The following is a 20,381-nucleotide window of genomic DNA, read 5'->3' as shown; positions in this document are numbered from 1 at the left end:
CCCCGGGGGGAGCGGGCGCCGCCCTGTGCCGCTCGCGGCCGTCAGGCCGCCGTGGCCGCTCCGCCGGCGCCGCGCGCGAGCAGGGCGCGGCGGGCGCCCCGGGCCGCGCGGCGCAGCACGCCGCCGTCCTCGGCCGGGCCGCGGAAGCCCTCGAAGGGGGCCGCCTCGCGCGCGGTCGCGCGGTAGACCCAGTCCGGTATCCCGGCCCGGCGCGAGCGGAAGTGCGGATAGACCAGGTAGACGCGGCGCCCGCGGCGCTCCAGGACGGCGGCGGCCGTCCGCTTGGACTTGACGAACTTCACCACGTCCGCCAGGAGTTCGGGCCGCCGCTGCGCCACCAGGTACAGCCGCAGCCGCTGGTGGACGTTGAGCCGGCGGGCGAGGCCCTCGTTCCAGTAGGCGTCCATCAGCGGTGCCGCCAGCTCGAACTTGTGGCGCCTGACCTCTTCGCTGTCGGTGAGGTAGCGCGGGCCGAACTGCCCGAGCAGGGTGACGCCGAACGGCCGCACCATGAGCACGTCGCGCCGGCCGCCCGGCGGCACGTGCTCGGCTATCAGGTTCATGAGGGCCCGCGCGGAGTCGAAGCGCAGGGTGTAACTCCCGCTCTGCGTCACGTGTTTGCCGTCGTCGCGGCGGACCAGGTAGTAGCAGGTGCGGTCGGCGAGCACGGAGACGCCGTCGGCCCGCAGATAGGCCTCCATCGTGAACAGCGCGTCCTCGCCGGTGTACAGCGACTCGTCGAACCGCATGCCGTGCCGTTCGAGCAGCGCCCGGCGGAACAGCTTCTGGGCGCTCAGCGTGAACTTGATGTTGGAGGAGTAGACGTCGGTGCGCTCCTGGGTCTCCTTCCACACCGACCTCGGCGCGGGCCGCCCGACGCCCTCGACGCGGCCGACCACGACGTCGGTGCCGTTGCGGTCGGCCATGGCGACCATCTGCTCCAGCGCGTCGGGGCCCAGCCGGTCGTCGGCGTCGAGGAAGAAGACGTACCGCCCCGCCGCCTTGCCGAGCCCGACGTTGCGCGGGCCGCTGGGGCCGCCGGAGTTGTCCTGCCGGACCACCGTCACCGTCATGGCGGCGCGGGCCGCGAACTCCTCCAGGCACTCCCCCGAGCCGTCGGTGGAACCGTCGTCGACGGCTATCACCTCCAGGCGGTCCGCCCCGATGGTCTGTGCCTCGACGGACGCCAGGCACTCGACCAGATAGGGCATCGCCTCGTACGCCCCGATGATCACGCTGACGTCAGGCTGTGTCGTCGCCACGTAACCCCCTCCTCATCGCTTCCCCCCTCTTGAACGGACGCTCCCCCGGTGTCCGTTCATCGGTCACCTGCAAGACGGCCGTACGCCGCCCCCGGTTGTCCCCGGGTGTCGTCTTCGTGACCGGAGTCACAACGGAAACGGACAGCCGGCGCACCGGAACCGCATGGGGGCCGGATCGGCGGGCGGCCGGGCGGGACGGAAACGGCCCGGCCCCCGAGGAGTCCCTCGGGGGCCGGGCCGTTCGCCGGTGCGTGACGGGCCGTCAGCCCGCGTTCACGCCGCCGTCCGGGGTGCCGGTGGCCGACGCCCACTGCTCGTTCAGGATGTCGCCGGGCTCCGCCTCGGCGGCGCCCGCCTCGGCGCCCCGCGGCTCCTGGCCGAGGTTGCGCGCCTCGGCCTTGGCGGCGAGGTCCGCGACCGCGGTGTTGAACTGGTCGATGGACGCCGGTTCGTCGGGGCCGAGCAGGTACTGCTTGAGCTCCGTGCGCTCCGCCGCCAGCGGGTCGGCGGCCGGGTCGCGCACCGCCGCCAGCAGCCGGCCGAGTTCGGTGGCCTTGTTGGAGAGGATCACCGCGGCGCGCACCGCGGTGTTCTGCCGCTTGAACTCCTCGACGCCCAGCTCGGCGGAGTCGGTCACCGCGTACGGCTTGCCGCTCGCGATGAAGTCGGAGACCACGCTGGAGATGTCGGAGACCATGGCGTCGGAGACGTTGAAGCAGTCGTACAGGCGCGGTTCGGCGCCCGTGATGACCCGGTGCTCCCAGCTGCCGAAGGAACGCCAGTAGGCGTCGTTCCACTCGGCGCGCAGCCGGGCGACCTCGGCGTGCCGCTCGACGTCGATGACGCCGTCGCGGGTGGCCTCGGCCTCGTCGCCCTTCTCGGTGCCGGTGCCCGACAGCTCGTCGATGCGGGCCTGGATGCGGGCCAGGTCCGCGGCGGCCTGCGCCTTGACCGTCACGTCCGCGGTGAACGCGGGGTCGGCGGCGCGGGCCGCGGCGGCCTTCTGCACGAGGGCGGTGATCCGGTCGTGCGTGGCCTTGGCCGCGGGGCTGCGGGTGCCGGTGAAGGGGTGCGGCTTGTACAGGACGCGCACCGGCGGGTCGGCCTTCACGAGGCTGCGCACGATGTTCTCGCCGGCCAGCAGCAGGGAGGTGTTGCCGGGGTTGTCGTCCCAGCCCTCCCAGGTCGGCGCGTACAGGACCGTGGGCATCCGGTCCGCGGGCACGCCACGCCAGGTCTCGATCGGCGCGAGCTGCGGGCGGCCGACCTCGACGATGTCCTCGTCGCGCACACCGACGTCCGCTATGGCGTAGCGGTCGCGTCCGGCGCGTCCGGCGGTCCAGACCTCGTCGTAGACCTTGCTGAACGGGTTGACGCTGGCGAGCTTGTCGCTGTCGCCGTGGCCGATGAAGACGTGCTGGACGGTCGGAACGCGCAGCATGTGGATGTTCTTGCCGACGTTCGCCGCGTACAGGGCGACGCGCACCGTGGAGAGGTCCATGTTCATCAGGTGCACCCCTCCGGGCACGCAGACGACGGGGACCGTGGTGGGCGTCATGCGCTCCAGGATGGCGCGCTCGCGCAGCAGGACCAGCGGACGGGAGTCCAGCTGCTCCATCGTCTCCAGCCACATGTTGACCTGGTAGGCGGAGTCCTTGGAGCCGGAGAAGTAGAGGACCGTCTCCGGCTTGTAGGCGCCGAGCCACTTGTCGACGGCGCCCAGGACCACGTCCGTGCCCGGCGGTATTTTCGAGCCGCGCACGTAGGGAAGCAGCGCGAGGGTGTAGACGCAGCCCAGGACGAGGGTGACCGCTATGCCGACGACACCGGGCAGCGCCGTGTCGGTGGCGCCGGAGACCAGCAGGCCCACGACGGCCGGCAGGTCGAGGTGGAGCATCTTCTCGGCCGAGCGGTTGAGCAGCGAGCGCGGCGGCGCGTCCGGGATGCGGATGTACGACGTCAGGTCGACGTTGCGGGTGGCCACCGGCATCTTGCGGCGCAGCCTGATCAGGGTGACCAGGGTGCTGTGCGGTGCCTGGAGGCCGTAGAAGACGATGAAGCAGGCGATGGCGCTGTAGAAGACGGCGTCCTGCGTCAGCGCGAGGCGCGCCAGGAGCAGCAGCAGGAGCAGCTGCCGGACCAGGAACCGGATCGACAGACCGGCCCGGACCTTGCTGAGCCGGTTGATCAGGTAGCTGCCCTGGCGGTGCAGGTAGTGGTCCGTCAGGTACGTGACGGCGGCCGCGGCCGCGAACACGGGCACGCTCGGGACGAGGGCCGCGACCATGAGGACGGGGAAGCCCAGCATCATGAGCGCCGCCGCGGCCAGCTCGGCCACGCTGCCCACCCGGGCGACGCGAATAGCAGTGGATATCACGGAAAACCTGCTCTGGGAGGGGTGCCGGTTTCTTGGTACCGAAAAGACCTGAAAAGATCCGGAAAGCGTATTGTGCGCGATCGGTGTGAATTACGGACTCAGGCCCCCGTGAATGCGCCATGAACGGGCAAACACAGAGGCCTGAATGACCGAAGGCTAATTGATGTTGATTATGCCACGCCGTCCTGCCGGTCCAGGACACTGGCGAGCGCCTGCTCGAAGCCCGTCGCGCGGCTGGCACCGGCGGTCGGGTCCTGCTGGCGGACGTCGATGACATGTCCGTTCAGTTCCGAAAGCAGCACGTCGAGCGAGGTGCGGGCGACCGCCTCCGAGGAGAGCAGGCTGCCCGCGGGCTCGTCGCCGAACGCCTTGGTGCGCATCGGGGTCGCGGTCCGCTCCGGGTTCACGCAGTTCACCCGGATGCCGTCACCGGCCCACTCGTCGGACAGGGCCTGGGTGAGGTTCACCATGGCGGCCTTGGTCGAGGAGTAGAGGCTGTACTCGGCGCGGCCCCGGGTGTAGCTGCTGGAGGTGTACAGCAGCAGCTGGCCCTTGGTCTCCGACAGGTACTTGTAGGAGGAGCGGGCGATCTGCACGGGCGCCAGGTAGTTGACCTTCAGCGCTTCCTCGATGGTCGCGTTGTCGGTCTCGGCGAGCTTGCCGATGCGCAGGACGCCGGCCGTGTTCACCACGTAGTCGATGCGCCCGGTCTCGCCGTACGCCTTGGACAGGGCGTCGTCGACCTCCTCCGGGTTCTCCACGTGGGTCCCGGTGGTGGAGCGGCCCAGCGCGTAGACCTTGGCGCCGTAGGACTCCGCCAGTTCGGCGATGTCCTTGCCGATGCCGTACGAACCGCCGAAGACGACGAGCGTCTTCCCGGTGAGCAGGCTGCGGTACGCCTCCTCGTCCTTCTGCTCGGGGGCCGCCGTGGAGGCGAGCTGGAAGAGCTTGTCGGCGATGAAGACGTCGACCGGCTGGGTGACCTTCATGTTGTACTCGTCGCCCGCGACGACGTGCACCGGCACGTCCGGCAGGTACTTGAGCACGACGGAACAGTCGTCCGTGGCCTGGAAGTTGGGGTCGTCCGCGGCGACCTCGTAGGCGCGGCGGATGGTGGACAGCTTGAACGCCTGGGGCGTCTGGCCGCGGCGCAGCCGGGAGCGGTCCGGGATCTCGGTGATGAACTCGCCGTCCTCGCCGTGCGTGCGGGTCACGATGATCGTGTCCGCGGACGGGATGGCGACGTCGACGGCCTGGAAGCGGTCCAGCGCGACGACGCAGTCGTCGATGACGCGCTGCGACAGCAGCGGGCGCACGGCGTCGTGGAACAGGACGTTGCGGTCCTCGCCCTCGGCCAGGCCCTCGCCGAGGGCCGCGATGGCGCGCTCGGTGGTCTCGTTGCGCGTGGAGCCGCCCTCGATGACCTTGGCGACCTTGCGGAAGCCGGCCTTCGCGACGATCTTCTCGACGTCGGGGACGTACCCGGGCGCCATCAGCACGATGATGTCGTCGATCGAGTCCGCGTTCTCGAAGGTGGTCAGCGTGTGCTCGATGACTGCCTTGCCGGCGATCTTCAGCAGCTGCTTCGGGATCGACAGACCCACGCGCTGGCCGGTACCCCCGGCCAGGATCACTGCGGTGGTACGGGGCTTGGCTATGCGCTGAGACACAGGTGACCTACCTCGGGACAACGGGGAACCGGGAAATGGTCCCACTTGTGGTTACCGCAGTGCAAGGTGAGCGCCTCCCGACGCATTTGTGCGCGCCATCTGTCATTCACCTCGCACTCCTGATGATGGGCGGTTCCCCCGTAACGTGCCCCCGGAGTCGCTGTGCGTCACCCCGTCGGCCTTCCGCCGTGACTGTGAGTCGTACCGTACGCGCTCAGTGCCGCCGCAGTCGCCTCAGGGCGCGGCCGCCGATGACCTTCACCAGATCTTTGGAAGAGGTCTGCTGCACCGTGCGCGCCTTGACCGGCGCCGTGTGCCGCACGGGGGCGTCGGCCGCGGCGGCCAGCGCGCCGTAGAGCGCCTGCGCGGCGGCCTCCGCGGAGACCCGGGGCGGCCCGGCCGGCGCCGGCAGCGTCGGTGCCGCGGCGGGACGCGCGACGGCCGACAGCAGGGCCGGGTCGCCGATCACCCGGACGCCCATCGCACCGATCCGCTCGGTGATCTCCGCGCCCACGGCGGCGGCGGCCTCGACGGCCCACGGCGGTGTCACGATCCGCGCCTCGTCCTTCGAGGGCGCGCACGTGTTCTTCATGTGCATGATCGCGCCGTACCGGATCAGCCGGGAGTACAGCTCCTCGGGCAGCTCGTGCCCGCGGAACTCCACGTTGAGCTTGCGCAGCATCTCGGTCTCGGCCAGCGTGAGCGAGCGGTTGGCGGTGTCCGGCACTTCCCGGAGCAGGTCGGCGGGCAGGCCGAGCAGGGTCTCGAAGGTCCGCATCAGGCCGCCCCGGTCGCGGTCGTCGACGACGACCACCATGAGGTTGTCCCGGCCGACCACGCGCGCCCAGCGCTCCACCAGCCGGTCGTGGCGGTGGCGGCGCCAGAAGCTCGGGTTCGGCTTCTCGTAGGGCGCCTTGCGCAGCATGTGGTCGAGCCAGTCCTCGTAGCCCATGCGCAGCCCGTTCTGGACGTACTGCTGCCACTGCGACGGCATGATCTTCACCAGCGGGCGCAGGGTGACCAGCACGTGCACCCGCTCGCCGCCCAGTTCCCGCACGACTCGCGCGACGATCTCGTCGTCGGCGGCGTCGGCGAAGAACTCGCTGCTGATCACCGAGGTGCGGTCGCCCGTCGCGTCCACCTGGGCGACCAGCCGGTCCCAGTGCTTGTCGGTGGGCCGGGTGTTGCCCATCATCCCGGGCCGCGCGCAGACCGCGAGGACGGCCTCCATGGGGTGCCGCGTGGCGGCCGGGAACGCGACGCCGTGCGCCGCCATCGCGTCCTTGGCGGCGAACAGCGCGCCCTGGATGGATGTCGTGCCGGTCTTGTGCGGCCCGATGTGCAGCAGCCGCGTCCCGGCCGGGAGGGGCCTGGCCCCTTCTGTTCTTCTACAGTCCGTCTCCATACCCGCAGGATGTTAAGGACGGTTCCTGAGAACGTGCTGAGAACGGTGTGGAACGGACATGAGTGTTCCCCGCCCCCGGCGGCGTCCCGGGGCCCCGCGCGCCCCGGCGGCCCGCGCCGCCCCGCCGCCGGTCAGACCGTGCGCACGCCCGGCTTCCCGGCGTCGACGCGCAGCCGGCTCAGGGTGGAGAACAGGGCGTCGGGCCGCGTCACGGTGTCCACCACGCGGACGGTGGCGTCGATGCCGTCGCGGTCGATGTCGAAGAGGTGGTAGCCGCGGTGGGCGTCGATCACCTTCCAGTGCGGGTTGTCCGGCATCCGGGGGTCCCACTCGTCGTGGAACGCGGCCTGGTCCTGGTCGCCGTTGCTGGAGACCGACGTGCCGACGAACTCGGCGCCGACGACCGCGGACGCCGGGTCGGCGAAGTCGGCCTTCAGGTCGCTGATCATCGTCAGGTGCCGGTCGCCGCTGAGCACGACCGGGTTGCGCACCGTCCTCAACTCCCCCAGCAGGGCGTTGCGTTCGGCCTGGTAGCCGTCCCAGGCGTCGTAGTACCAGAGCTTGCCCTCGCCGATCTGGAGGTCCGTCTCCGCCATCATGATCTGCGAGGCGATCAGGTTCCAGCGCGCCGGTGACCCGTGCAGCCCGTCCACCAGCCACTTCTTCTGCTTCGCCCCGAGCATCGTCATGGCCGGGGACAGGGCGCCGGCCTGCGTGGTCGTCTGGTCGGAGCGGAACTGGCGGGTGTCCAGCACGTTGAGGCGCACCAGCGCGCCGAACTCCAGGCGCCGGTACATCTGGATGTGCGGCCCGCTCGGCACGGCGGTCGCGCGGACCGGCATGTGCTCGTAGTACGCCTGGTAGGCGGCGGTCAGCCGGGCGGCGAACGCCTCCGGCGACTGCTTCGCGGGGTCCTGCGGCACACCGCCCGCGAAGTCGTTGTCGACCTCGTGGTCGTCGAAGGTGACCACCCAGGGTGCGCGCGCGTGCATCGCCCTGAGGTGCGGGTCGGTGCGGTACTGCGCGTAGCGGTTGCGGTACTGGGTGAGGGTGTACGGCTCGTCGCTCCCCTCGTGGCGCCGCACGGCGGTGGCCGAGGGGGCGGACTCGTAGATGTAGTCGCCGACGAAGAGGACCACGTCCGGGTCCTGGGCCAGCATGTCCTGGTACGCCGTGAAGTAGCCCTGCTGCCAGTTCTGGCAGGACGCGAGGGCGACGCGCAGGCTGCCGCCGGTGCTGCCCGGCGCGGGCGCGGTCCGGGTGCGGCCGGTCGGCGAGATCTGCCCTCCGGCGCGGAAGCGGTACCAGTACGTGCGACCGGGCCGCAGCCCGCGGACATCGACGTGAACGCTGTGCCCGTACGTGGGCAGGGCGGTGGCGGATCCCCGGCGGGCGATCTTCGCGAAGCGTTCGTCCTCGGCCAGCTCCCAGGTCACCACCACCGAGCGGTCGGGCATGCCGCCGCCGTCGAGCGGGTCGGGGGCGAGCCGCGTCCACAGCACGATGCCGTCCGGCAGGGGGTCGCCGGAGGCCACGCCAAGGCTGAACACCCCCGCGGGCAGGGCGCCTTCGGCGGCGCGGGCGGATCCGGGCAACCAGAGCTGGGCGGTGGCGGCGGCGCCGAGGGCGGCGGCACCGGCGGTCAGAAAACGGCGACGGTCGGGCGACTGCGCGGCGGTCATCGGCGGACTCCCTCTGCTCGCGGAAAGGTCGGGCAGCGAACAACCGGAAGCTCCCACGCCCGCACGGTCCGCCCGCTGAACACCAACATGCGCGTGCATGACAAGTGGGCAGACAACGAGAGACCACCGTGGCACGGGCCCCGCGGGCGACAGCTCAACGGCCCGGTGCGGTCGGAACCGCCCGGTGCGGTCCGGTCAGAACGGCTCGAAGTCGTCGAACTCCTGCTGCGACTCGTCGCGTTCGGCGTCGCGCTCGCGCTTGCGCTGCGCCGCGGGCCGCACGCCTTCGAGGCGGTGGTCCTCGCCGCGCCGGCCGAGCATCTCCGCGCCGGCCATGACGGACGGCTCCCAGTCGAAGACGACCGCGTTGTCCTCGGGACCGATGGCGACGCCGTCGCCGCCGCGGGCGCCGGCCTTCAGCAGCCGGTCCTCGACACCGAGGCGGTTGAGGCGGTCGGCGAGGTAGCCGACGGCCTCGTCGTTGTTGAAGTCGGTCTGGCGCACCCAGCGTTCGGGCTTCTCGCCGCGGACGCGGAAGAGGCCGTCCTCCTCCTGGGTGACGGTGAAGCCCGCGTCGTCGACGGCCTTGGGCCGGATGACGATCCGGGTCGCCTCCTCCTGCGGGCGGGCCGCGCGGGCCTTGCCGACGAGGTCGGCGAGCGCGAACGACAGCTCGCGCAGGCCGATGTGGGCGACCGCCGAGACCGCGAACACGCGGTAGCCGCGCGCCTCCAGGTCGGGGCGGACCATCTCGGCGAGGTCGGCGCCGTCCGGCACGTCGGTCTTGTTCAGGACGACGATGCGGGGCCGGTCGTCGAGGCCGCCGTACTGCTTCAGCTCCTCCTCGATGATGTCGAGGTCGGAGACCGGGTCGCGGTCGGACTCCAGGGTCGCCGTGTCCAGCACGTGCACGAGGACGCTGCACCGCTCCACGTGCCGCAGGAACTCCAGGCCCAGGCCCTTGCCCTGGCTCGCGCCGGGGATCAGACCGGGCACGTCGGCCACGGTGTAGACGGTCGAACCGGCCGTCACCACACCGAGGTTGGGGACCAGCGTCGTGAACGGGTAGTCCGCGATCTTCGGCTTGGCCGCACTGAGCACGGAGATGAGCGACGACTTGCCGGCGCTCGGGTAGCCCACGAGCGCGACGTCGGCGACCGTCTTCAGCTCCAGGACGATGTCCTGGAGGTCACCGGGCACGCCGAGCAGCGCGAAGCCGGGCGCCTTGCGGCGGGCCGAGGCCAGCGCCGCGTTGCCGAGGCCCCCGCGGCCGCCCTGGGCGGCGACGAACGAGGTGCCGTGGCCGACGAGGTCCGCGAGGACGTTGCCGGCCTTGTCGAGGACGACGGTGCCGTCCGGCACGGGCAGGACCAGGTCCTCGCCCTCCTTGCCGGAGCGGTTGCCGCCCTCGCCGGGCTTGCCGTTGGTCGCCTTGCGGTGCGGCGAGTGGTGGTAGTCGAGAAGCGTCGTCACGGACTGGTCGACGGTGAGGATCACGTCGCCGCCACGGCCGCCGTTGCCGCCGTCCGGTCCGCCGAGCGGCTTGAACTTCTCACGGTGGACGGAGGCACAGCCGTGGCCTCCGTTACCCGCGGCGACATGGAGTTCGACGCGGTCCACGAAGGTGGTCATGGTAGGTGCCTCCAGCACTGTGGTTCTGCGGTTCTACGTGTGGTCGTGCGTTCGCGTTCTCCTGCGTAACACGCGAAAGGCGGACCCGCCTTCCCGCCCGGGAAGTGAGGTCCGCCTCGCGAGTTTCCGCGAAAGGATCGCGAAGGTGTCGAACTGTGTCCGGGTCAGCCGACCGGGACGATGTTGACGACCTTGCGGCCGCGGTGGGTACCGAACTCCACCGCACCGGGAAGCAGCGCGAACAGCGTGTCGTCGCCGCCGCGGCCGACGCCGGCGCCGGGGTGGAAGTGGGTGCCGCGCTGGCGGACCAGGATCTCACCGGCGTTGACGGTCTGACCGCCGAAGCGCTTCACACCGAGCCGCTGAGCGTTGGAGTCGCGACCGTTCCGAGTGGACGATGCGCCCTTCTTGTGTGCCATGTCTCAGTCCCTACCCTTACTTCGCAGCCGCGGGGATCTCAGTGACCTTGATCGCCGTGTACTGCTGGCGGTGGCCCTGACGACGGCGGTAGCCGGTCTTGTTCTTGTAGCGAAGGATGTCGATCTTCACACCCTTGTGGTGGTCCACGACCTCGGCCTGGACCTTGATGCCGGCCAGCACCCACGGGTCGCTGGTCACAGCGTCGCCGTCGACAACGAGCAGGGTCGAGAGCTCGACCGTGTCGCCAACCTTGGCAGTGGAAATCTTGTCAACCTCAACGATGTCGCCGACAGCAACCTTGTGCTGGCGACCACCGCTGCGCACGATGGCGTACACGCGGATCTCACTCTCTCGCTCGGGAACGGCACCCCCGCAGTCCAGCCGCCCGGCACGCGAGCGGCCTCTCCCGACCGGAACCGACCGGGAGGATGAGGTTTACGGGGATGTGACGCGTCTAGGGACACGCCGACGGTCAAGGTTACGGGGCCACGGCCGAACGGGTCAAACCGGGCCGCGGCCGCTCAGCCGCCGGAGGTCCCCCCACCGGCCCCGAGGGCCTGCCGGTGGGCGACGCACTCCTCGTAGGAGGGGAGCAGACCGCGCTCGCGGGCCTCGGCGAGGCTCGGGGCCTGCCGGTCCTTCGGCGACAGCAGCGGGGTGACGTCGGCGGGCCACCCGATGCCGAGTTCGGGGTCCAGCGGGTCGATGCCGTGCTCCCGCTCGGGCGCGTACCCCTCCGAGCAGAGGTAGACGACGGTGGCGTCGTCGGTGAGCGCCATGAACCCGTGGCCCAGCCCCTCGGACAGGTACACCGCGTGGTGGTCGCGGTCGTCGAGGCGGACCGCCTCCCAGCTGCCGAACGTGGGCGAGCCGGTGCGGATGTCCACGATCACGTCGAGGACCTCGCCGCGCACGCACTTGACGTACTTGGCCTGGCCCGGCGGCACGTCCGCGAAGTGGACGCCGCGCAGGGTGCCCCGGCTGGAGACGGACATGTTGGCCTGCGCGAGGGTGAGCGGATGGCGGGCCGCGTCCTCGAAGACGGGGGCCTTGAACCACTCGTGGAAGCTGCCCCGACCGTCGGGGAAGACCTTCGGTTCGTACACCCACGCGCCGGAAATCGAAAGAGGTCGCATCTCGGGTCCTTCAGCTCCTCAGCTCTTCTTCTGCGGGTTGGTCAGGGCACGGCCGCTCCGGCGTCTCGTCGCCGAGCCGGTCGCCGTGGTCGACGATCATCACGTACTCGCCGCGCGCCGCGTCGGTGCCGGGGCCGCAGACAGCCAACTCCCGGTGCCCCGCGTCAGCTCAGCGCCGCCCGTTCCTTCAGCGGCTCCCACCAGGCGCGGTTGTCGCGGTACCACTGGACGGTCTCCGCGAGGCCCTGCTCGAAGCTCTTGCGCGGCTCGTAGCCGAGTTCGTCGCGGATCTTGGCGCAGTCCACGGAGTAGCGGCGGTCGTGGCCCTTGCGGTCCTCGACGTACTCGACGGAGGTCTCCCAGTCGGCGCCGCACGCGGCGAGCAGCAGACCGGTCAGCTCCTTGTTGGAGAGCTCGGTGCCGCCGCCGATGTTGTAGACCTCGCCTGCGCGGCCCTTCGTGCGGACCAGTTCGATGCCCTGGACGTGGTCGTCGATGTGCAGCCAGTCGCGGACGTTGGCGCCGTCGCCGTAGAGGGGGACCTTCTTCCCGTCGAGGAGGTTGGTCACGAACAGCGGGATGACCTTCTCCGGGAAGTGGTGGTGCCCGTAGTTGTTGGAGCAGCGGGTGACGCGGACGTCCAGGCCGTGGGTGCGGTGGTAGGACAGCGCGATCAGGTCGCTGGACGCCTTCGCCGAGGAATAGGGCGAGTTGGGCTGGAGCGGGTGGGTCTCGGGCCAGGAGCCCTCGTCGATCGAGCCGTAGACCTCGTCGGTGGAGATGTGCACGAAGACCCCGATGCCGGCCCGGTGGGCGGCGTCGACCAGCGTGTGCGTGCCGACCACGTTGGTGCGCACGAACTCGGCGCCGCCGTCGATGGACCGGTCCACGTGCGACTCGGCGGCGAAGTGCACCACCTGGTCGTGCTCGGCCATCAGCTTCGCGGCAAGCGCGGGGTCGCAGATGTCCCCCTCCACGAAGGCGAAGCCGGGGTGCTCGCGCACCTCGTCGAGGTTGGCCGGGTTGCCCGCGTACGTCAGCTTGTCCAGGACGGTGATCTCGACGTCACCGGGGCCCTGCGGGCCGAGCAGCGTGCGGACGTAGTGCGAGCCGATGAAACCGGCGCCGCCGGTCACCAGAATCCGCGTGGGGCGCACGGGAGTCGTGGGGTGCGCGGGGTTCGGGGAGGCCGTCATGAAGAGATCTGCACCTTGCTGTGATCGCCCAGTACGAGGCGGTGGGCCGAGGGGTGACGGGGTGCGGGCGTGATCTCGACGTCGCGCCCGATGAGCGAGGCCTCCACGCGGCGCACGCCGGTCAGCGACGAGCCGCGCAGCACGATGGAGTACTCGATTTCGCTGTCCTCGATCCGGCAGTCCTCGGAGACCGAGGTGAACGGACCGACGTAGGCGTCGCGCACGACCGTGCCCGCGCCGATGATCACGGGGCCGACGATCCGGCTGCCGCTCACGCGGGCACCCGCCTCGACGCGCACCCGGCCGATGAGTTCGCTGCTCTCGTCCACCGTGCCCGCGTTCAGGGGCTCCAGGGTCTCCAGGACGGACCGGTTGACCTCCAGCATGTCGGTGACGTTGCCGGTGTCCTTCCAGTAGCCCGAGATGGTCGTGGACCGGACGTCGCGCTTCTCGTCGATCAGCCACTGGAGGGCGTGGGTGATCTCCAACTCCCCGCGCCAGGAGGGCTGGATGGCGCGGACGGCCTCGTGCACGGCCGGGGTGAACAGGTAGACGCCGACGAGGGCGAGGTCGCTGCGGGGCTCCTTCGGCTTCTCCTCCAGGCCCACCACCCGCCCGTCCGGGCCGAGTTCGGCGACGCCGAAGGACGTCGGGTTCGGCACCCGGGTCAACAGGATCTGCGCGTCCGGGCGTTCGGCCCGGAACGCCTCGACCACACCGGTGATGCCGCCCACGATGAAGTTGTCGCCGAGGTACATCACGAAGTCGTCGTCACCGAGGAAGTCCCGCGCGACGAGCACCGCGTGGGCCAGCCCGAGCGGGGCCTCCTGCGGGATGTAGGTGACGCGGAGCCCGAACCGGGAGCCGTCCCCCACCGCTTCGCGGATCTCGTCCGCGGTGTCGCCGACGACGATGCCGACCTCTTCGACGCCCGCGTCGGCGATCGACTCCAGCCCGTAGAAGAGGACGGGCTTGTTGGCGACGGGGACCAGTTGTTTGGCGGATGTGTGCGTGATCGGCCGCAGGCGCGTACCCGATCCCCCGGAAAGCACGAGAGCTTTCACGTGATCCCCCCATGTTGCGGCGGGCGCGGAATGCCACTCCACCCGCCGGAATTGGTTTTGTTTCCCCGTACATATCGTATCCACTTGTGGATCTCGGGTTTACCTTGCATTAACTTGACCGAACGGCGGGTACCCCTGGGCGGCCGGAATGCACGGCCCCGGAAAAACGAACCCGCCCCCGGCCGATGCGGCCGGGGGCGGGTTCGTTCACCGCGGGTGACGGGACGGATCAGTCCTCGTCGGCACTGCTCGAAACGGACCGGGGCGGCTGCTGTTCCGCCGCCGAGGTCTTCTTCGCCGTGCTCTTCTTGGCGGCCGTCTTGGCGGTGGTGGTCTTCGCCGCCTTCTTCGCCGTGGCCTTCTTCGCGGCCGTCTTCTTGGCCGGGGCCTTCTTGGCGGCGGCGGCCTTCGTCGCCGTCGCCTTCTTGGCCGTCTTGCGCGCCGTCTTCTTCGCGGGAGCCGCCTCCTCGGCGCTCTCCTGCCCGGCGGCCTCCGCCGGGGTCTCCGCGGCCGACGGGACGACCGTGACGGCCGCCTCCTCGGACGCGGTCGGCGCGGTGGCCTTGCGCACGGCACGGCGTCGCGGCCTGGCCGGGGCCTCGGCGACCGGCTCGGGCGGCTGGACGACCGGGTCCTCGACGGCCTCCGGCTGGGCGTGCGCCTCGGCCGCCGACGGCACGGTCTCCGGGACCGTCACCACGGCCGCCTCGGCCCCCGCCGGCGAACCGGCGGGCGCGGAGGCCGTACGGGTGGCCCGGCGGCGGGTGCGGCCCTTGGGCGCGCTCTCGGCCGGGGCCTCGACGGGCGCCGGGGTCTCGGCCGGGGCCGGGGCCTCGACGACCGGGTCCTCGACGGCGACGGGCTCGGCCTGCGCCTCGGCGACCGGCGCGGGCGCCGGCTCGGACGTGCGGGCGTCGTCGCGGACGGCGGCCTTCGGCGCGCCCGCCGGGGCGGACGCGCGGCGGCTCGCCCGGCGGCGGCCCCTGCCGCGGGACGCGGCGGCCTCCGCCTCGGCGGCGCTGCTGTACAGCTCCTCGTCGGGCGTGAACTCCGGCTCGGGCAGCGCGCGCGGCGCGGCGGCCTCGGCGGCCACCTCGGCCACGGACTCCTCGGCGGTGTCCGCCGCCGCGTAGTCGTCGTGCTCGTGCTCGTCGTGACGGCCGTCGTGGTCGTGGTCGTGCTGGTGCTCGGAGCCGCCGCGGCCGCGCTTCTTGCGCTTGCCGCCACCGCCGCCACCACCGGAGCTGGGCTGCTCCAGGTGGACGATGACACCGCGTCCGTTGCAGTGGACGCAGGTCTCCGAGAACGACTCCAGCAGGCCCTGGCCGACGCGCTTGCGGGTCATCTGGACCAGACCCAGCGAGGTCACCTCGGCGACCTGGTGCTTCGTACGGTCCCGGCCCAGGCACTCCAGCAGGCGCCGCAGCACGAGGTCCCGGTTGGACTCCAGCACCATGTCGATGAAGTCGATGACGATGATGCCGCCGAGGTCGCGCAGCCGGAGCTGGCGCACGATCTCCTCGGCCGCCTCCAGGTTGTTCCTGGTGACGGTCTCCTCCAGGTTGCCGCCCTGGCCGGTGAACTTGCCGGTGTTGACGTCGACGACGACCATCGCCTCGGTCCGGTCGATCACCAGCGAGCCGCCGCTGGGCAGCCACACCTTGCGGTCCAGCGCCTTGGCGAGCTGCTCGTCGATCCGGTACGACGCGAAGACGTCGACCTCGCTGGTCCAGCGCTGGAGGCGGTCGGTCAGGTCCGGGGCGACGTGCGAGACGTACCCGTGGACGGTCTGCCACGCCTCGTCGCCGCTGACGACGACCTTGGTGAAGTCCTCGTTGAAGATGTCGCGCACGACACGGACGGTCATGTCCGGCTCGCCGTAGAGAAGGGTCGGGGCGTTGCCGCTCTTCGCCTTCTTCTGGATCTCCTCCCACTGCGCCTGGAGGCGCTCGACGTCGTGCCGCAGCTCCTCCTCGCTGGCGCCCTCGGCGGCGGTGCGCACGATGACGCCCGCGTCCTCGGGGACGATCTTCTTGAGGATGGTCTTCAGCCGGGCGCGCTCGGTGTCGGGCAGCTTGCGGCTGATGCCGGTCATCGAGCCCTCGGGCACGTAGACCAGGTACCGGCCGGGCAGCGAGACCTGGCTGGTCAGGCGGGCGCCCTTGTGGCCGATGGGGTCCTTGGTGACCTGGGTCAGCACGGACTGCCCGGACTTCAGCGCGACCTCGATGCGGCGCGGCCCGTTGGCCATGCCGAGCGCCTCGAAGTTGACCTCGCCCGCGTACAGGACGGCGTTGCGGCCCTTGCCGATGTCGATGAAGGCGGCCTCCATCGAGGGCAGGACGTTCTGCACCTTGCCGAGGTAGACGTTGCCGACGTACGAGGTCGCCTGCTCCTTGTTGACGTAGTGCTCGACGAGCACCCCGTCCTCCAGGACGCCGATCTGCGTGCGCTCGCCGTACTGGCGCACCACCATCACGCGCTCGACGGCCTCGCGGCGGGCCAGGAACTCGGCCTCGGTGATGATCGGAACGCGGCGGCGGCCCTGCTCGCGGCCCTCGCGGCGGCGCTGCTTCTTGGCCTCCAGGCGGGTCGAGCCCTTGATGGACTGGACCTCGTCGGAGGCGTCGCCCGAGCGCTCGTCCTTCTTGCGGGGCTCGCGGACCTTGACGACGGTGCGCTCCGGGTCGTCGGCGGGCGTGTCGCCGTCGCCGCCCGCGTCACCGGCCCGGCGCCTGCGGCGGCGCCGGCGGCGGCTGCTGGAGCTGCCGCCCGCCTGGTCGCCCGCGTCGTCCTGCTCGTCGTCGCCCTCGGCGTCGGTGTCGTCCTCGGCCTGCGCGGAGTCGTCCTCCTGCGCGGGCTCGTCGGCGTCGCCGTTGTCGTCGTGCTCGGCGTCGCCCGCGTCGCCCCGGCGGCGGCGACGGCCGCCCCGGCGACGACGGCGGCGCGAGCCGGTGTCCTCGTGGTCGTTGTCGTCGTGCTCGGCGTCGTCGGCGTCCTCGACCTGGTCGTCGGCCTGGTCGTCGGCGTGCTCGTCCTGGGCGGCGGGCTCGGCGGCCGGCGGCACGGGCTGCTGCGGGGCGGCGTCCTGGGCGACGGCCTCGTCGCCCTGGTCCGCACCGCGGCGACGGCGCCGGCGGCGGCCGGGCTGCTCGTCGGCCTGCTGCTCGGCGGCACGGGCCGGGGCCTGCGCCGGGGCGGGCTGCTGCCGGGGGGTGCGCTCCTCGGCCTCGACGGCGGCGTCGTCGTCGTTGCCCGCGCGGGACGCGGCGGCCTCGGCGGCGGCGCGCTGCGGCGTCTGGAACTGGAACTTGGGCTCGGCGAACACCGGCGCCTGGAACACGGCGACCGAGGGGCGCGCGGGGCGGCGTCCGGAGTCGTCGCCGGAGGCCTCGGCGGGGGCCGGCGCGGAGAAGCCGCCGGCGGCCTTGCGGGCGGCCCGGCGGCGGCCGCGGCGCGGGGCCGCGTCCTCGGCGGGGGCGTCCCGCGCGGGCTCGGGCTCGGCGGGCTGCTCGGCGGCGGGCGCCGGCTGCTCGGGCTCGGCGGCAGCGGCGGGCGCGGTGACCCGGCGGGTGGCACGACGACGGGCACGCGGCGGAGCCGCCTCCTCGACGGCCGGCTCGGGCTCGGCGGCCACGGCCTGCGCAGCCTCGGCAGGCGCCTCGGCGGACACCACCGTCTCGGCGGCCTCCTCCGACGCGGGCGCGGCGACCGGCGCGGACACCCGGCGGGTGGCACGACGACGGGCACGCGGCGGAGCCGCCTCCTCGACGGCCGGCTCGGGCTCGGCGGCCACGGCCTGCGCAGCCTCGGCAGGCGCCTCGGCGGACACCACCGTCTCGGCGGCCTCCTCCGACGCGGGCGCGGCGACCGGCGCGGACACCCGGCGGGTGGCACGGCGACGGGCACGCGGCGGAGCCGCCTCGGTCTCCACGGGGGCGGCGGCCTCCGTGACGGGGGTCTCCTGCTGCTCCTCGGCGTCCTCGGCCGGGGAGTCGGCGGAGGCGACGGCCGGTATGGCCGGCGCGTCGTCCGCGGCCGCGGAGGCGGCGGGACCGGCGGGCGGACCCGCGGGGCGCGACGCGGCGCGGCGCCTGCGGCGCGGCGGCAGGGTGTCGCTGGGGGTGTTGTCGGTTTCGGAACCCGTTGCGGGTCCGGCGGATTCGATCGGTTCGAGCATGCGGGCGTTTCTCCCGTCAGGCTCCCGGGCGCCGCGCCTGGTCCGGCAGTACCGGTGACGTCCGCGGCTCGCGCGATGCGCGGTGCCGCCGTCCGGGGCGCGTGCGCCGCACGGGAGCTCTCCGTGTCCTGTCTCGCCGGTTCCGTCCGCCGATTTGCGGACGGCCTGGCGAAAGTCTTGTGGTCGGGTGCGCCGCCCGACCCAGGTGGCTCCCGGATACGAGGGCTGCGCTACGACGTGCGTCCCTGCGCGGGACCTTCCTTACGCCGGCGCCTTCGCGGTGGCAGTCGCTCCGGCCATGGGCGGCTCGGTCGCTACTGCCTCGCGGTCGGGCGCGAGCGGGTCGGTCACCTCGCCGGTCTCTTCATCGAACAGCCCCTGCGCCAGCCTGGTCACCGCTGCGGGGACCGGCGGCGCCAGGTCGGCCACGGCGCGAAGACCGGACAGGACGTCGTCGGGTCGTACGGCAGGCGTCACGTGCCGAACAACCAGCCGCAGTATCGCACAGGGCCGGTCGCTCGGCCTATCAGCCTGGGAAGTGTCCGTCCCCACGCGTTCGAGCCCGGCGACGGCGGAGCGGGCGTCGAAGGTGCGGACGCCGTTCTTCGCCATGCGCGAGACCTCGACGGTGGCGGCCCGGTTGAAGGCCTCCACCGCGCGGTCCGCGTCCTCGGGGTCCACGCCGTCGAGGCGCAGTTCCCACACGGACGCCGTGAGCCGGTCGGCGAGACCCGGGGTACGGGCCTCCACCGCGTCGACGATGTCGAGCCCGGCGGGCAGCGACTCGTCCAGCAGCTCGCGCAGCGTCTGCGGATCACGTGCCGCGGCGAGGGCGATCTCCAGGTATTCCGCCTCACTGCCCGTGCCGGTGGGTGCGGCATTGGCGTACGACACCTTCGGATGCGGCGTGAACCCCGCCGAGTACGCCATGGGCACCTCGGCGCGGCGCAGCGCACGCTCGAAGGCGCGCTGGAAGTCACGGTGGCTGGTGAACCGGAGGCGGCCGCGCTTGGTGTAGCGCAGGCGGATGCGCTGCACCGCGGGTGCGGGCGGCGGGCCTTCGGGCTGTCGCTTGCCCAGTGGTACGTCTCCTTGTGTACGGCGGCCCGGGGCCCTCACCGCAGGTGCGGGGAGCGGGGGCCGGCCCCCTGCCGGGCGCCGGCGCCGGGGGACGCCCCCCGAGGGGGTCGTTCAGCTTCCGGGCCTTTTCTCTAGAGTACGCGCAACGTCCCCCGCCGGTTCCCGCACCGGGACGGGCGCCCGTCCGGGCGCCCCGGACCCCGGCAGCAGCCGGCGCAGGTCGGCACGGGCCCGACGGACGGCGTCGCGCGCCGAGCCCAGCGCCTGCCGGACGGTACGGCCCGCGGCACGCGCGGCAGCGGCGGCGGGGCGCAGCAAGAGGTCCCGCACGACGTGGCCGACGGGTGTCAGAACGTACGCGTGGACGGCGCGGGCCGGAGTGACGACCAGCACCCGGAGAACGGCGGCGAGGAAGCGGCCCACGGCGGCGGAGACCGGACCGGTGATCCGCCACGCGTGGCCGAGGGCCGCCACGAGCTCGCCGAGGAGTACCGCGAGCACCCGGCCGACGGGCACGAGGACCCACCGCCACAGGGCTGCCGCGGGGAGCACGAGCAGCACGCGCCCGGTCCGGTACAGGGCGAGGCCGACGCCCCGCAGCGTCCACCGGGCCGTCCGCGCGAGCAGCCGCCCGGCCGGGGCCAGCACCCACCGGTACAGGGCCGCGGCCGGAACGGCGACCAGGACGCGCAGCACGGCCGAGACCCCGGCCCACCCGCCCCGGCCGACGGCGGCGAGCAGCCGGGCGAGGCCGCTCGCCAGGGGGACGCAGACGTGCGCCCACAGCCAGGCGGCGCCGTGCCCGAGGGGGGTCAGGACGTGGCGGTACAGCAGGACCAGCGGGGCGACGACGAGCACCTCGACGAGCCACGCGGTCGCCCTGCCGCACGGCACGACGGCGTACCGCCACAGCACCCCCAGCGGCACGCCGACGAGGATCCGCGCGGCCCACAGCAGGCCCCGCCCCAGCGGCCGGAGCACCGACCGGCGGGCGAACCGTCCGGCCGCGACGAGCCCGTCCCACGCCAGCCGCACCGGCAGCACCAGCAGCACGACGGCGATGCGCAGCGGCAGCCGGACCGCGACGACGAGGCAGCCGCCCTCCCCCGGGCCGGGCCGGGCGGTGGACGCGACGGCGGGCGGGGCCGGTTCGGGGCGCATGCAGAGCAGGACGCGCGGGCCGCCCCGACGGATGCGCGGGAACACGCGGGAGATTCGCCACACTCCGGCCATTTTTGTTTTGTCGGACATGTGAACGGGGTAGTCCCCCGCAACTC

Annotated in this window: 14 protein-coding genes; all 14 read right to left on the bottom strand. The window is 72.4% G+C overall.

The annotated features are described in order from the left end of the window. Nucleotides 1-41 precede the first annotated feature (41 nt). Complete coding sequence (locus tag ACFZA0_RS01910) at nucleotides 42-1,262, bottom strand: glycosyltransferase (protein ID WP_391009656.1); 1,221 nt, start codon at nucleotides 1,260-1,262, stop codon at nucleotides 42-44. Between the two features lie 262 nt (nucleotides 1,263-1,524). Next, nucleotides 1,525-3,639: a hypothetical protein gene (locus ACFZA0_RS01905; RefSeq protein ID WP_391009653.1), complete on the bottom strand. Its 2,115-nt coding sequence runs from the start codon at nucleotides 3,637-3,639 to the stop codon at nucleotides 1,525-1,527. A gap of 170 nt (nucleotides 3,640-3,809) precedes the next feature. Further along, on the bottom strand, nucleotides 3,810-5,309 hold the full coding sequence (locus ACFZA0_RS01900; RefSeq protein WP_391009650.1) for a D-ribitol-5-phosphate cytidylyltransferase: 1,500 nt from the start codon (nucleotides 5,307-5,309) through the stop codon (nucleotides 3,810-3,812). Between the two features lie 214 nt (nucleotides 5,310-5,523). Then, nucleotides 5,524-6,714: a hypothetical protein gene (locus ACFZA0_RS01895; protein WP_391009648.1), complete on the bottom strand. Its 1,191-nt coding sequence runs from the start codon at nucleotides 6,712-6,714 to the stop codon at nucleotides 5,524-5,526. A 131-nt stretch (nucleotides 6,715-6,845) separates the two neighbouring features. Then, nucleotides 6,846-8,396: an alkaline phosphatase D family protein gene (locus tag ACFZA0_RS01890; protein WP_391009645.1), complete on the bottom strand. Its 1,551-nt coding sequence runs from the start codon at nucleotides 8,394-8,396 to the stop codon at nucleotides 6,846-6,848. Between the two features lie 195 nt (nucleotides 8,397-8,591). Continuing rightward, nucleotides 8,592-10,028 (bottom strand): GTPase ObgE, encoded by a 1,437-nt coding sequence (obgE, locus tag ACFZA0_RS01885; protein ID WP_391009642.1) that lies wholly within the window; start codon nucleotides 10,026-10,028, stop codon nucleotides 8,592-8,594. A 164-nt stretch (nucleotides 10,029-10,192) separates the two neighbouring features. Beyond that, nucleotides 10,193-10,447: a 50S ribosomal protein L27 gene (rpmA, locus tag ACFZA0_RS01880; RefSeq protein ID WP_391009639.1), complete on the bottom strand. Its 255-nt coding sequence runs from the start codon at nucleotides 10,445-10,447 to the stop codon at nucleotides 10,193-10,195. Between the two features lie 16 nt (nucleotides 10,448-10,463). Then, nucleotides 10,464-10,784, bottom strand: a complete 321-nt coding sequence (gene rplU / locus ACFZA0_RS01875; protein ID WP_007381993.1) for a 50S ribosomal protein L21 — start codon at nucleotides 10,782-10,784, stop codon at nucleotides 10,464-10,466. A 185-nt stretch (nucleotides 10,785-10,969) separates the two neighbouring features. Beyond that, nucleotides 10,970-11,584, bottom strand: coding sequence for a dTDP-4-dehydrorhamnose 3,5-epimerase (gene rfbC / locus ACFZA0_RS01870; protein WP_391009635.1), 615 nt, complete (start codon nucleotides 11,582-11,584; stop codon nucleotides 10,970-10,972). 164 nt (nucleotides 11,585-11,748) lie between these two features. Then, nucleotides 11,749-12,780, bottom strand: a complete 1,032-nt coding sequence (gene rfbB, locus ACFZA0_RS01865) for a dTDP-glucose 4,6-dehydratase (RefSeq protein WP_391009633.1) — start codon at nucleotides 12,778-12,780, stop codon at nucleotides 11,749-11,751. After that, complete coding sequence (locus ACFZA0_RS01860) at nucleotides 12,777-13,844, bottom strand: glucose-1-phosphate thymidylyltransferase (RefSeq protein WP_391009631.1); 1,068 nt, start codon at nucleotides 13,842-13,844, stop codon at nucleotides 12,777-12,779. The genes rfbB and ACFZA0_RS01860 overlap by 4 nt, the downstream gene beginning before the upstream one ends. Nucleotides 13,845-14,073: 229 nt before the next feature. Then, the gene (locus ACFZA0_RS01855; protein ID WP_391009628.1) at nucleotides 14,074-18,024 is read right to left on the bottom strand and encodes an Rne/Rng family ribonuclease; all 3,951 of its coding nucleotides are present in this window, start codon (nucleotides 18,022-18,024) and stop codon (nucleotides 14,074-14,076) included. 261 nt (nucleotides 18,025-18,285) lie between these two features. Beyond that, a complete protein-coding gene (locus ACFZA0_RS01850) occupies nucleotides 18,286-19,062 on the bottom strand; it encodes a TIGR03936 family radical SAM-associated protein (RefSeq protein WP_391009626.1) in 777 nt (258 codons plus the stop codon). Nucleotides 19,063-19,215: 153 nt separating this feature from the next. Then, nucleotides 19,216-20,328, bottom strand: a complete 1,113-nt coding sequence (locus tag ACFZA0_RS01845; protein WP_391009623.1) for a hypothetical protein — start codon at nucleotides 20,326-20,328, stop codon at nucleotides 19,216-19,218. Between the last annotated feature and the right edge of the window lie 53 nt (nucleotides 20,329-20,381).

It is taken from the genome of Streptomyces sp. NPDC008150, from assembly GCF_042956945.1.
GTDB lineage: Bacteria > Actinomycetota > Actinomycetes > Streptomycetales > Streptomycetaceae > Streptomyces.
Note: the sequence above shows the minus strand (reverse complement) of the source record. Positions and strands in the feature narration are given on the sequence as shown.

What these genes read in the sequence shown, in the direction of transcription:
- ACFZA0_RS01855 (WP_391009628.1), bottom strand. Translation starts at nt 18,024, where the DNA reads ATGCTCGAACCGATCGAATCCGCCGGACCCGCAACGGGTTCCGAAACC.
- rpmA (WP_391009639.1), bottom strand. Translation starts at nt 10,447, where the DNA reads ATGGCACACAAGAAGGGCGCATCGTCCACTCGGAACGGTCGCGACTCC.
- ACFZA0_RS01895 (WP_391009648.1), bottom strand. Translation starts at nt 6,714, where the DNA reads ATGGAGACGGACTGTAGAAGAACAGAAGGGGCCAGGCCCCTCCCGGCC.
- obgE (WP_391009642.1), bottom strand. Translation starts at nt 10,028, where the DNA reads ATGACCACCTTCGTGGACCGCGTCGAACTCCATGTCGCCGCGGGTAAC.
- rfbB (WP_391009633.1), bottom strand. Translation starts at nt 12,780, where the DNA reads ATGACGGCCTCCCCGAACCCCGCGCACCCCACGACTCCCGTGCGCCCC.
- rfbC (WP_391009635.1), bottom strand. Translation starts at nt 11,584, where the DNA reads ATGCGACCTCTTTCGATTTCCGGCGCGTGGGTGTACGAACCGAAGGTC.
- ACFZA0_RS01890 (WP_391009645.1), bottom strand. Translation starts at nt 8,396, where the DNA reads ATGACCGCCGCGCAGTCGCCCGACCGTCGCCGTTTTCTGACCGCCGGT.